Origin of the sequence: Actinoalloteichus sp. AHMU CJ021 (assembly GCF_002895405.1) — a bacterium.
Taxonomy (GTDB): Bacteria; Actinomycetota; Actinomycetes; order Mycobacteriales; family Pseudonocardiaceae; genus Actinoalloteichus_B; species Actinoalloteichus_B caeruleus.
The window spans coordinates 4,951,037-4,964,784 of record NZ_CP025990.1 but is presented as its reverse complement, the minus strand read 5'-3'; the positions used below and the strand labels follow the sequence as shown (position 1 = coordinate 4,964,784).

Below are 13,748 nucleotides of genomic sequence, written 5' to 3'. Positions count from 1 at the left end.
TAGCCGGGCCGGGGGCCGGTGGGGAGGTGATCAGCTTTCGACCGGCCCGCGATGTGGCGCAGGGCTCGTCGGGGGGTGGCGTGTGGCCGAGGCGGGCCGTCGCGAGGAGGTCCTTCCCGCTGGGTAGAACGGGCACGTCGAGAGGTTCGCCGACCCGACACTGTCCCAGGTGCGCCCGCTGGTGTTCGGCTAGCGGTCAACGGGCGACGAAACGCACAGCACCGCCCAACAGTGCTCGAGCGGCGTCGACGTCGGCCATGCGGGTGGCGAGTGTCGCCTCGGCGAGGTGCGGTGGGAGCGCGTCGGCGAACTTCAGTCCGCGCAGCGCCCGTTCGTCGACCTCTGGCAGGCACACCCGTTCCAGTGCTTCCCGGCTCCCCGTCCGCCACGACTCCCGCGTCAGATCGCCGCGCAGTCGGATCGACACGTCGTCGAACGTCCGCTTCTCTTCTGCGACCCAGGCCAGCGAGGCTGTGAGAGTAGCATTGGCCCGGAATCCGGCCCAGGTCCACCAACGCGTGGCATGGTGTGAGCGGGTGATGACAGTTGCCGCCGGGTGAACGGACCCATCTCGGTCATCACGGAGTTCGGAGAGTAGCCGTTGGGCGCGCTGGGTCAACACCACGGGGGGGTCGGCGCCCAACAGTACGTCCCGTGCCGCCCGTGCCATCGCGAAACTCACGCCCCCTGTCCCCGGTGCGAGCCAACGGGCTCGGCCACCGTAATCGGCTGGCTCAACGAAGCAACGACGTCGTTTCCAGTCGATCCAGGTGACCTTCCAGCTCCGGCCCGCCAGGAGCAGAAGCCTCGGCCCTTCCACCTTCTCGGTCAGCAACGCGGGGTCGGCACGGCCGACCTCCCGGCGCCCTTCGAGCACGGTGAACTGGGGTGGGGCCGTGAAGACAGCGGTCATGTCCATGAAGTTTCGGCGGCCGAACCGACGCTCGGCTTCGGGACCGATGAACATCATCGGCCCGTCCTGTTCGATGAACCCCTCGCCGAGTAGGTAGCCCAGGACCGCGTCGGCTCCGCTGTCGAACGGTGGCAGGTCGTTCCAGGCGTGTTGCCATGTCGCACGATCAATGGCCTGTTCCTGCAAACACAACGCGAGGGTCTGCTGGGCGATGATGTGTCGAGGGTCGGCTGGGGGCTGGACAGCTTCGACGTAGCCCCTCCCCCACAACAGGAGCAACGCCGAGGACCACAACAGCGCCTCCTCGCGTATTGCGAGGAAGAGACAGTTCCGGGTCGTCCCGGCTCGGCGGCCGCTCCGCCCCAGCCGTTGCAGGAAGGACGCGACCGTTGAAGGGGTGTTGATCTGCACGACACGGTCCAGGTCTCCGACGTCGATGCCGAGTTCGAGCGTCGAGGTAGCCACGATCACGCAGTCTCGGGAGTCCGCGAAGGCGCGCTCAGCGCGACGTCGCTCGTCCAGCGACAAGGAGGCGTGCGAAAGGTGGGTCGTCACCCCGCGAGCACGCAGGGCGGCGCCGATTTCCTCCACGAGCTGGCGGGAGTCGCAGAACACCAACCGCTTCTCCCCGCGGTGGAGTGCGGCGATGACGGCGGCCGCGTTGTCCACCGAGCCCACGTAGTCCAGTTCGATGTCCCCGGGCGGCGGGCCTGTCCTCGCCGTTGAATGGGGTGCGACGACGATTCCCGGCCGGGCCCCCTGACCTGAACCCTGCATCCACGCCAACAGCTCCGACGGGTTTCCCACGGTCGCGGACAGCCCAATACGTTGGATGGGTCGCTGCGTCAGCACCGAGAGTCTTTCGAGGACCGCGAGGAGGTGCCAGCCACGATCGTCCCCCGCAAAGGCGTGGACCTCGTCAATCACTACCGCGCGCACACCGGAGAGGAACCGATGGTGGTCCACGTTCGGGCTGACCAGCATGGATTCGAGGGATTCCGGCGTGGTCAGCAGAACGTCCGGAGGATCGCGAAGGATTTTCCGGCGTTTCGAGGTGGATACGTCGCCGTGCCACAAGTCCACGCGTCGGCCCACCCAGGACCCGTAGCTCGCCAGGCGGGGAAGGAGGTCGTTGAGCAGGGCCTTCAGCGGGCACAGGAAGAGGACCGATACACCCGTCCAGCCCTGATCCTCCATCGCGCTGAGGACGGGGAGGAAGGCCGCCTCGGTCTTGCCCCCTGCTGTCGGGGCCAGCAGCAAGGCATCCTTCCCGTTGAGGACAGGCTCGATGGCCTGTTCCTGCAACGGGCGGAGGGTTCGCCAGCCGAGAGTGTTGACCACGTGGTGCACCACTACCGGATGCAAGCGGGTCACCGGGTCGGTCATGGCAGGTTCAGCGGGACATCGTCGGCACTGGTCACGACTCGTTTCTCGTCGTCGACCAGCTCATGGGTGGTGACGGTCAACTGGTAGTGCTTCCGGGGGTCGAACTCGGCGTATTCGTCAACCCGATCGAGGACGTCCGCCACCAACTTGCGCAGGAAGATCCTCGGCGCGACCCCGACGTGTCCCCCCAGCTCACCGACCAACGCCCGCGCGAGTACGCCGAGGTAGTCGTCGTCGACCACGTCGACAACCCGTTGCGGGTGACGTGCACCCACCGCGTACAGGTCGCGGATCTTGCGCCCCAACTCCCTGAGACGGTCGTGGTCGAAGCCTGGCAGCCTGAGCTGCACCGCCCGAGGAGAGTCGAAGCGGGCGTCGGTGGTGAAGTCAGTCGCTAGCCGCTGCGCTAGTGCGGGTAGCCGCTGGACTCCCTGCTGGCCGTCGAAGAACGCGGGTGTCCCCGTGAGCACCAGGAACAGTCCGGGGAACCGGCCAGTGTCGATCTCGTCGAGCAGCTGACGCAGCGCGTTCAACCCCTTTTCCCTGACATCACCGCGGACACGCTGCAAGGTCTCCGTCTCGTCCAGCACCAGCAGCAGCCCCGGATGGCCGCAGTCCCGCAGGATGAGCAGCAAGCCTTGCAGGAAACCCAGGGCTGCGAAGTGGTCGAGATCCCCCCGCACTCCGGCCGTGCGGCGAGCGGCGGCCGCGACCGCTTTCTGCCCGCCCAGCCATGCCACGATCGCCTCCGCCGTCGCTCCGTCGCCCGCCTCAACGGCTCGTCGGTAGCCTCGGAGCGCCGCCGCGAACGCGGGTGTGGTGCGCGCCACATCAGCGAGCCGGTTCTCCAGCAGCTCGTCCACTCGCCGCGCGAGCGCTACCTCGTCCTCGGGTTCCACGTCGGCGGATTCGAGGACCTGCTCCTCGAGGGTGTACAGCCACGAATCGATGACGGCGCGCAGCGCGCTCGGCTGGTGTGTCGCCGTCGTCAACCGCTCCGTGAGGCGGCGGTACACCGTCTCCAGACGGTGCAGTGGCGTTTCGGTTTCGGAGATCTGGATCTCCGCGGTCGCCAGGCCGCGACGCTTCGCCTTCTCCGCGAGCCAGCGGGCGAAAAAGGTTTTGCCGGCGCCGTACTCGCCACGAATCGCGTGGAAAGCGGCTCCCCCACTCGCGACCGTCACGAGGTTCTCGTCGATGGCGGCGTCGAAGCGGTCCAGTCCCACGGCAAGGAGGTCCAGTCCGTTCTGGGGTACGGTGCCGCGGCGAAGTGCGTCGATGATCTCCCGGCGACGGGCTTCGCTGGTGGCTGTCATGGTCCCCTCACTCCGAACTGCGTTCGCAGCACCTCGACGTCGAGCTTGAGCCGCTGTCCGCCGTCGACGACGGACAGGACGGGATACCCGTCGACGTTCAGCAAACGCTGCAGGGTGGTCACGAAGAACTCTGGCCGGCGCGCCGCGCGTCCGGCGACCGTGGTGACGGCGGCCGTGCTGAGGATGCCGTCCGCCGACACCACAGCATCAATGACATCAGCGACGACTTTCCCGTCCGGTGCCCTGGGAACGAAGTGACACTGGCCCTGATAGATCTCGGTGGCGACGACCTGGGTGCCGAGCGAGACCGTGGCCGGCTCGACGGGAAACAACGGAACCACGTCCTCGGTGGCTCGCGATTTCCGCGAGCCGCCCCGCTTCCCGGTGCCGAGTTCGGTGGTGAGTGTGCGTCCCGTCCACCAGTCAGGCTGAACAACCTCGGGGGACAGGACGGTCCACCCCGCCGGTTCCGCCCCTCCGGGAGGGAGGAACGCCAGAACGGGAACCGTCATCTCCGCGAGGGACACGCCCCCGTGGTAGCCATTCTTGGCCGAGGTGTACCGGATGTCCTCCCGCCAGGGAACCACCAGGTCATCCTGCCCGTACATGACGCGGGGCCCGGTAACCGCGATCTCCCCCGCCTTCGGCTCTCCTGTGCGCCACCGCGCCGACTCCGCCCCCGGCGCGGAGGTCCGCTCGCTGCCCGGCCGGGCGAGGACGTGGCCGTGGTCGGAGGTGAGGACGACGGGGCGGCCGTAGCTCCGAGCGGCGTCCAACAGCTCCGGCAGGTAGGTGACATCGCGGAGCGACCACTGGGTGCGATCGCCTTCGCGGCCCTGGTCCAGGGCGTAGTCAACGGTGTTGAGCACGACTCCGACCACCGCCGTGCTGTCGGAGATCGCGCCGAGCAAGGAATCGGAGAGGCGGTACCCGTCCTCACCCGGGATATCAGCCTTGTGGAACAGGAAGGCGGTTTTGCGGTGCTGGTGTTGCCAAAACGCTCGGAACCCCTTTTCCTCATCGGCCTGGCCGCCGACTCCCAGCTGGCCGGTGAGGAGACTCGCTCGGCTCACCCGAGTCACTGAGGGGAGGGCCGCGACGGCCGCCGTGCGACGTCCCGCATCGGGTGTCACCTCGTGCCACAGATTGCCGGCGAGCTGTTCCGCGAGGTCCACCGCGACAGCACCACTCATCCCGTCGAGGACGATCAGCAGCGGTGCGGGCTTGCCCTTGAGCGGAGCGACGACGTCGGCCAACACCTGCTCGATCAGGAGGCAGCCGGCGCTTTCCTGTGCTGAGGCATGCTGGGTCCAACGCGCCACATGCGTCGCGAATTCCTCGTCCAACGCGTCTCGACGCTTCCGCGCCGCCTCGCACACGGCGCGGTATGCCTGGCCGACGACAGGGTCATCGGACGGGTCTCCCTGCGCCAGTGCCGTCACCGCACGGTCCACCCACGACCAGGTGTTCATCTGACCACTGATGCCAGCAGCGACGGACGTCACCTCGGGGGTCGGTTCGGCGAGCCACCGGGCCAGTCGGGCGGCCATCTCGGCGGGTCGAACCCGGGCGGGTTCGAGCCTGGCGAGCGCGTGGTCGCGGACCGCGGACAACGCGTGGTTAAGGTGCTCTGAGCGTGCCCGGGCGGGATGGGCCAGCGCACCGGCGAGGGCCCGGAGGCGTCGGGTGAACGTCGACGGCAGAAGGTCGTTCTCGGCGAGGCTCTCGGTGAGGTTCGCGGCGTCGGCGATCCGGTCCGCCCGACGGACGACCTCCATCACCCGATGTCGGGCGGCGTCACCGGTGCGGCTCGACGCCGCTTCGCTGACCCACCGTTGCAGGGTCCCAGCCACCGCCGCGGTGAAAGCCCGGACCTCCTCCGTTCGAGTACCTCCGATCAGGCTGCCAAACGCGAACGCGGTGTCCACCGTTGCCCCAGGGTCCGTCGCCGCGGCACCGACCACGCCCAGCGGCATCACGTCGGAGCCACGCCCCTCCGCGACGAGCCGCATCAGCACCACCGCCGCCTCACCCACCGCTTCCACCAGCCAGTCGACCAGCCCTGCGCGTTCGGCCTCCGACAGTGACGCGAACCGCACCGGCCCGGCGGGGTCTCGGGTCCAGTCCAGCAACGCCCCCGCGTCCAGGGCGCCGTCCCCGAGGATCCGGGGTCCCAGTCGCGCGCCGATGAGTGAGCGGATGGCGGTGTCCCGTGTGAGCACGGACCCGCCGCGAGGCCAGCCCTCCGGCGGCTCCGCGTCCAGAAGCGCGTCCACCAGCCACGTGTCCCGGCGGATACGGGTGTCCACAGAGACGGCTCCGAAGCGCTGAGCGACGATCCGAGCTCGGTCCACCGTGCGGGTGGACCGGCCGATCGCGTGCGCGCGAAGCTCCCAACCGAGCTGGTCGTCCGGCACACTGGTGGCGACGACGAGGAGCTCGTTCTCCACTCGGCGACGCTGGTGGTCCTGCCAGACCTCCACGATCCCGAGGACCGAGTGCTGATCGGTGACGCGCACCCGCACCCGTTCGGAGCCCCGCACGAGGGTGAACGAGGTGCCGCCGTCGGAGTAGCGACCGTAGACCAGGAGGAGGCGACGGCCGTTGGCGTGCGGCAACCAGTCCTCGACCATCGCCTCCACGATCCGACGGTCCACCGTCGGGGGCGCACTCATTCGGCGGTGTCCTCTCCACCCGGTCGCTCGCCGACCACCGACCAACTCAGCCGGAACTCGGCGCCCGGGTTGCCTCGCGCGTAGGCGCGGATCTCCGCACCGAACTCGCTGACCAACCGGTCCAGTTCCCGCTCGACCGCACTGGCGCTGATCTTCGCCCGCCCTCCGCTGACGGTGTGTCGTTCCGGTTCGGGAGACGGAGCCGCGGCGGCGCCCCGTTCGACGCCGTTCGACTGGGACACCGCACCTGATGAAGTGGGCCGCGAGTCGGGGCCAGTCGGCAACGTCTGATTCCCGACCAGGCGCGCCGCTTCATTGACAAGAGCCACCACCCGGTGCCTCACCGCGTTGAGGAGCGGCAGGAGGTCCCTGGTGAACTGATCAGCCTGACTGACCTCCGCGATCTCTCGCAGCAGCTCGTCGGCACGGTCACCCACGGAATCCCCTCGCCCAGTGAACTGCCGCAGCGAATCCAGCAGGCTCCAGTCGAACCCACCCAGCGCCGCACGCACTTCGCGCGAGGATTTGATCGCGACGGCGAGCGTCTCGTCAGCGGTGGCGTGGTGCGCGGAGGCGAGTTGCCGCACGAGAGCCGTCGCGTCGCCCGTCGTCGCGGTGATCCGAGCGAGGAGGTTCGCCGCGTCTCGACTGGAGACGACACGAGGCACGTCCCGCGCATCTGCGATCCCCAGTGCCGCGCCGTGACGGTCCAGCTCCCGCCGTACATCGGCGGCCGGGCCCTCGAGGACCTCAGCCTTCTGTCGGACCGCCTCGGCGAGTCGGTTGACGTTCCGCGTGAACAACGTTTCTGGAACGTGCACACCGAACAGCACCGCCGCCCGCTGCCGCGCCCGGTCGAACTCCTCGGCGGTGGGTAGCGCCTGTGCCCGCAGCGAGTGACCAGGTCCGATTCTGTCGAGGTCCGGGGGTTCACGAAGTGGTGAACCATGCAACAGCCAGGCGCGATCGGCGAGCAACGCGTAGGTGGTGATGATCAGGCCGCTGACGGCCCTGCCCAGCCCGGTGTATCCGAGTTCCTCGATCCAGGATCGGATGTCCTCCACCCGGTAGTCCCCGGTGACGCCGTGTTTCGTCGCGGCCTGCTCGATACGGCGCCTCCACTCGGTGGAGACGTTCAGCGGCCCGTCGGATACTTCCCCCAGTTCCAATGGGTGGACGACCCGCTTCACCAGGGCGAGGTGCGCGCGGTCGACGACCACCCTGCGTTGGCCGTCTTCCAGGGCACGACCAATCCAACTGAGCGCGGTGCGCAGGTCCGCCAAGCCGATGGCCTTGCGATTTCGCTGGGGATCGAAGTCGGGATGTTTGGGGTGGAGCGTGTCGAACAGCCCATCCGCGAGGACGAGCGCGTTGTCCTCGAACGTCGTGCCGCCGGTGAGGCGGGGGGTGTACCCCTCCAGCAGGGACCGGACGTGCCCGTCCTCGCCCACCTCCTTGCCGATGGTCGACTCGTCGGCCTGGGCGATGCCGTAGAGCTGACGTAGCGCTGCCACCAGCTGCGTTTCCAGGTTGTCGCGCTGGGCTTGCAGCTGGTGCCGGATTTTGACCCGAGTCTCCTCGGAGTAGGTCGCCGCGTAGTCGGTGAGCCGGTCACGTTCGAGCAGGTACCGGATCTTGAGCAACCGACCGAGCTGCGCTGACCTGCGCGGGGAGAAGAAGTGCGGTAGCCACACCAGTGTGGGCGCATTGAGCCCGCTGCGCCGCAGATGGGTGACGCGGGCCGCGTCGCTGAGCGGAGACTGGTCCGCATCATCGAACGGGTGGTCGAGGATGACCCGGATTCGCCCCGGAACACTCGGTGTGAACTGGATATCCGGTAGGTCCCGGCCGTCACGCACGTTGGCAAAGACGAACTCGGCGGTACGTCGGGTGCCTCTCCAGACCACCTCGCGCTCGGCCACGAAATCCTCGGTGTTGTCCACGCCGAGCTGGCTCCACAACCGCTTCTTCGTCCAGATCCGACGCGCCCCGAGCGTGTCCTGCTCGCCCACGTCCTCGAGCAGCGGATCTATGTCCACGTCCGAAAGTTGCAGGCGGAACGCTGGGTCTCGCTCGTTATCGGACCGGAGCTCCCCGAACTCGGCCTGCATGTCTCGCAGCTTGGTTACCACCAGCGAGCCTGGGGGCACGGTTCGCGACCGGATGGAGCCCAGGTTGAGTGCGTTGAGCCGAGCACCGGTGAGCCGCGTCAGGGCCGGCACGTCCGGAGCGAGCGCGGCGAGTAGCAGCGTCTTGATGTACCTGTCCATCGCTTCGAACAGCTGGGTACCCTCGCCGAAGCGGTCCCTCAGGTGGTTCCGCGCTTTGAGGTAGAACCGGTGCCCCGCCTCGGCTTCCTTGCGTAGGTGATCGGTGAACGCCTCGCCAGTACCGTCGGCCAGCACGTCCCACAGGTCGCCCAGCGGGATGAGCTGCCCCACCTTCATGTCGTCCCGACGGCGGCGAAGCATTTCCTGCAGCAGTTTCAGGCCCGTCCGTTCCCGTTGCAACGCGCCGGACAACGCGACGAGCACGTTCAGCAGCGCGGGGGACAACGGGTACACGTCGCGGAAATCCTGCCAGTCGGCACCGGTAGCGCCACTCGCGTCGAGGAGGATCTCTCGGTCGCCCGCCTTGCTCGATTCGATACTGGCGAACGCCTGGTCCAGGATCTCCCTGCCACCGGGGAGGGGTTTGAGGACCCGCTCCTTGATGATCGCAGGCAGGTTGCGGTCCTCCAGGGAGATGGTGTCGAACCGGCCCGCCAGGTAGTGCACCTGGCCTTCGAGGTTCTTGACCTCGGCGCCGGTGACGTCCTCGCCGACGAGTTTGGAAAGGTCACGCTGGCGGGAGATGAACGACACGATCGGGAGGCCGCGGTCGGCGTCACCCGACTCGATCAGTTTGACGAGTGTGTTCACCTGGGTGTTGACGAACTGCTGATCGGCCATGTGTGCCTGCAACCACAGGATGAGCTCATCGAGGAAGAGGATCAGCCCGTCGTATCCGAGATCGCGGGCGTGGTGGCTGATCACCGACAGGCCGTTCTCCAGCGGGATGAACGCCGCCGCGTCGCCGCTGGCGCCCCGGACGTAGGACGACATCGGGCCGGACAGCAGAGCGGACACCAGGGCGTCGCGGACAGGATCACCGGCGGGGGCGGAAAAGGCCCTGTCCAGTTCGCTGCTCGTCCAGCCGCCGATCTCAGTGCCCTCGATGACGTCGAGGTCGTCCACGTCGCCACCGTGAGACGCCGTGGTGGACGCCGAGTTCCCGTCGCCGAGCCAGTCTGCGAAATTCCTGTCGTCATTGAGGAATCTCCGCTGCTTGCGCGCGTCCTCGAGCATCGCGTCCGCCCGGTAGACGGCGGGTGTGGGATGGTCCGGGTGCTGCCTACGGACGGTGGCGACATAACCTCCCAGGATCGCCGAGTCGATGTCGCTGGCACCGACCAGGTGGTAGGGCACCATCAGGAACTTCTTGCCGTGGAGCCACTCGTCGTGTGCGGCGAACACCGGCTGGAGGGCGGGCTTGGCGCGCGCGACCGCGTGATTGTTCAGGATCGCGTGCAGCACGGTCAGGAAGTGGCTCTTACCGGAACCGAAGGAGCCGTGGAGGTAGGCGGCGTGTGCGCTCTCGTCACGCATCGCCTTGCCAACCACGCCGAGGGCCTGGTCGAAGGCGCCGCGCAGCTGGTCGGTGACAACGTACTCGTCGACCCGAGCCTCGGTCTCGCTGAACCCTCCGGTCAGATCCACCTTGAAATCGCCGGCGTGCACCGACTCCGGAAGGTCGAGGACCTCCCGCAGGTACCTGTCGTTCACGCTCCCTGCCCATCCTTCGCGTTGCCGCGCCGGCCGCGCATGCGAGGCTCGGGCCGCCACGACGTGAGTTCCCGTTCGGTCAGTTGATACTTGCCGCGCTGCTCGTCGAGGAACGCGGCGTACTCGTCGGCGGGAACCCCGCCCCACTCCTCGTCCTCCGCGCCGTGCCACTGCTTGACCCAGGGCATGATCTCCGCGAGCCCGGCCAGCAGCGGCGTGAGACGGGCCGCGTCCCAGCCCGCCTCGAAGCTTCGATCGTTGATGATGTTGACCAGTGCCTGGGCCTGGTCCTTGTGGTCCCAGCCCGCCCAACCGAGCAGCAGGCTCGGGTCCGAGTCCGGACTGGCGTCCGGGTAGGAGATGAAGCGTTCCTTGGGCACGTCCAGCTTCCCCCGGTGAGCCCAGTAGCTGACCTTGCGAAAATCGCCCGAAGTGTACTTCGGGGGGACCGGGATATCCAGATTCTGGCCGGTGCGGTCCTCCTCCCGCTGCTGGTTCCAGACGTCCTCCCACTGGGCGCGCTTGCGCAAACCAGGGTCCTTGTAGCGCAGGGCTGCGAGGTAGGGGACGTGCTGGTCAGCCACGAGCCGCTCCAGGACCTGGGCCAGCGTCAACTCCGGTTTTCCGAGATGGTCGATCGCGTACCGCTCCGCCACCTCGTGCGTATCCGTGTCGCCACGGAACGCGTCCGCCAACTGGTTGACGGTCAGTGTTCGCGGTTGTTCGAAGCCGTCCCGAAGTCCGAACCAGAGGTCGCGCCGCTCGCAACGGTCCAACAGCCACCCACGCAGCGCCTCGGACTCCTTCTTCTCCCAGGTCTCCGTCGACCACCGCCGCTTGCACTCCGGACGCTCGATGAGGGCGATGTCCCGACGCTTCTCGATGGTGTCGATTCTCGCCTGGACGATGGCGCGGTACCAGGCCGGCCAGTGCGTCGGGATGTCGGTGATCGGTGTCGAGCGGTGTCGCTCGAACCAGGCCGTCTCGAGCTCGCCCGCCGCGACCCGGCGGGCCAGGACGATCTCGAAGGCCCGCTCACCCAGCTTCACCTCGGGGAGGTCGTCGAGGTCGGGCGCGACGACCTCCGCTACTTCCGTGTCATTCAGCAGGCTGTAGGAATGGTAGACGGTCCAGTCCAGCTCTTCCTGTACCGCGATCATCTGGCGACGGATTCGCTCATGCTCGCCCCGTGCCGCGTCGAGCCGTTCCCTGCTGGGAACGCCGGCCGCCGCCACGGCTGCCGGTTCCCGCTCGGCGAGCCGCTGGGCCAGCGTGTCGAGGGCGCGACCGTAGGTCAACGGCAACTGAGCCGGAAGCGGAAACTCCTTCAACTTCGTTCCCGTGAACTCATAAAAGCGTTCCCAGCCTTCGCTCGCGATTCCGCCTCCTTCGCCGCCGTTCCCCTTGTCATGGCTCACCTGCTTGAGCCAGAAGCACGCCGTCGACGAGTTCAGCACCCCCAGCAGCTCAAGATGCTCATCCTCACTGGCTCCCGCCGCAAGCTTGATCACCGGCGCCGTCTGCTTGAACACCTTCCCACCACGGTCCAGAACGAAGTGATTGTGCGTAGCCACAAAAGCAAAGGAGATTGACAACGGCACCTCGTACCGCTTGACAAAGAACATGGAGTATTCAAACCAACCGAGCCCTCGCTCAAGTTGGGTCTTACCATACGCCACCCGCCCTCGAAGGAGCATCCTGTTCGGCCACAGCAATTTTTCCGATTCAGGCGATGCAACTGGTTTCAACGTGCTCGGATCATAAGGCCACAACGCAAGAGTCGGGTTATAGATACAGTAGTCACGGACCGCGTCACCTTCGACCAAAAACCTCTGAGAATCAACGCCGACACCCCTCCTGCGAAGCACCCCCTCGGTCAACATGTAGGCATTGTCTTCCCTGGTCACGACTCCGAAGCCAACCTCGTTCACCCGCCGGGAGAGGACGTGCGGAGTTGACCGAACAATAGAATTTAACACCACCCCCGCTCCTCCTCCACTCAAAGTCCAAGGATGTCGAGCGAATCTTTCACTATCCACGTCCTCGACGGAAATCCAGTCGGATTCACTACTCGGCTTGTCGAGCTGTTCGAGAATCGCGGTCCAGACTCGGCCATGCGCGGGAACTGGTGGCTCGGACGGCTCACCACGTACACCAAGGACAGCCCGAACCGAACCACGCCGAGGCGGGTGATTGACTCCGATCAGGATTACGGTAGGAGTGCCGTGTCCCGGTATGAAGGCACCCGAAGTGTCAATGACGTGAGTAAGGTTGACCTTTCCGAAGAAGAACTTCTCAATAAGGCCCCTACCAAACTCGCGCTTCATGAACGAGTTGGCGGTAATCTGGCCGACGTAACCAGCCCCGCGCTCGTCACCATCCCGTCGGACCGCGAGTTGGAAAAGCCGTTGGGCGAACGGTACCGAGAGCGCGTAGGTGCCCGAGCAGGCGTCGTAGCGCCTACGGTACGCCTCGTTCTCCGTCTTGTCCTTCACGGTGATATAGGGCGGGTTACCCACCACGACGTGGTAGGAGGAACGACCGAGCAGGTCGCAGGAGCGAACGAATCCGTTGACGTCCTCGGTGACGTAGGCGTATGTTTCCGGCGTCGTGAACAGGTCATCCTGGATTCCCGCGGCACCACGCCCGTGGAGGAGCGAGTCCCCGACCGCGATGTTGATCGGGAACTCGGGAGCGTTGTCCAGCCGCCTCACCCCCGCTGCCTCCAGAGCGGCGTGCAGGAGACGGAACCGGGCGATGGACACCGCGAACGGATTCTTGTCGCAGCCGTGCACCGAGCCCAGGCTGCGCCGAATCAGCTGCCAGCCGTCGGTTCCCGGCTCGGCGGCGCGCCACTTCTCCAGTACTCGATGAAAGATCCCGAGGAGGAAGTGACCGGAACCGCAGGCTGGGTCGATGGTACGCAACCCGTCGAGCCCGAACTCCTCGACGGCGGGTTCCAGGGTGAGGTCGAGGATGAACTCCTCCACGAACTCGGGCGTCTGTAGGAGCGCGTACTTCTTCCTGGCCGCTTCGGACAGGTCCTGGTACAGGTCACCCAGGAACCGCGTGCTCAGGTCGGTGAAGTCGTAGCGGATTTCCCCGTCGTCGTCTCGGCGTCGCCAGAACTGGAGCAGCGCTGTCGCGGCCTCGAATGACGGGGTCACCTCCCAGAGCGGGTTGTGCCGGCGGTCGAACAGCCCGGCGGTCGTCGGGTGGGCATCGGAGAGGTGGTGGAACGCCTCGATGATCCAGTCGCGGTCGTTGTCCTGTGGACGCTGTCGAAAGTGCGCTTCGTGACGCTCCTCCGCCTCCGCCAACCGCTCGCCGGGGCCCGCGATGAAGGGAACCCCGATCAGACCGTTGTCCTCGCAGAACCGGACGAACACCGTGCCCAACACCCATGCGGCGGCGACCTGCGTCACCCGCTCGTCCCGCCAAGCCTCATAGGTAGCGCCGGTGCGCTCCGCGTCGAAGGCCTCGTCGTACTCCCCTCGCAGGGCCTTCGCGAACTCGACCTCCTGGTCGCTTCGCTCCCGCAGATCGTCCTCGAGCAGCGTGACCTGTCTCCGCAGATCCTTCACGAGGTCGTTCGACCCAAGTCCGCGTCCGGCCATCAGACCGCTGTCCTTTC

At 66.9% G+C, this 13,748-nt stretch carries 5 protein-coding genes; all 5 read right to left on the bottom strand.

The annotated features are described in order from the left end of the window. Positions 1–196 precede the first annotated feature (196 nt). The 5 genes from C1701_RS21055 to pglX are packed head-to-tail and all read right to left on the bottom strand — an operon-like array spanning position 197 to position 13,731. The gene (locus C1701_RS21055; protein ID WP_030106725.1) at positions 197–2,299 is read right to left on the bottom strand and encodes a DEAD/DEAH box helicase; all 2,103 of its coding nucleotides are present in this window, start codon (positions 2,297–2,299) and stop codon (positions 197–199) included. Next, positions 2,296–3,615 (bottom strand): BREX system ATP-binding protein BrxD, encoded by a 1,320-nt coding sequence (brxD, locus tag C1701_RS21050; protein ID WP_030227508.1) that lies wholly within the window; start codon positions 3,613–3,615, stop codon positions 2,296–2,298. Before brxD ends, C1701_RS21055 begins: the two co-directional genes overlap by 4 nt. Beyond that, the gene (gene pglZ / locus C1701_RS21045) at positions 3,612–6,290 is read right to left on the bottom strand and encodes a BREX-2 system phosphatase PglZ (RefSeq protein ID WP_103056480.1); all 2,679 of its coding nucleotides are present in this window, start codon (positions 6,288–6,290) and stop codon (positions 3,612–3,614) included. Before pglZ ends, brxD begins: the two co-directional genes overlap by 4 nt. Further along, positions 6,287–10,114: a hypothetical protein gene (locus C1701_RS21040; RefSeq protein WP_030227514.1), complete on the bottom strand. Its 3,828-nt coding sequence runs from the start codon at positions 10,112–10,114 to the stop codon at positions 6,287–6,289. Before C1701_RS21040 ends, pglZ begins: the two co-directional genes overlap by 4 nt. Then, complete coding sequence (pglX, locus tag C1701_RS21035; protein ID WP_103056479.1) at positions 10,111–13,731, bottom strand: BREX-2 system adenine-specific DNA-methyltransferase PglX; 3,621 nt, start codon at positions 13,729–13,731, stop codon at positions 10,111–10,113. The genes C1701_RS21040 and pglX overlap by 4 nt, the downstream gene beginning before the upstream one ends. Between the last annotated feature and the right edge of the window lie 17 nt (positions 13,732–13,748).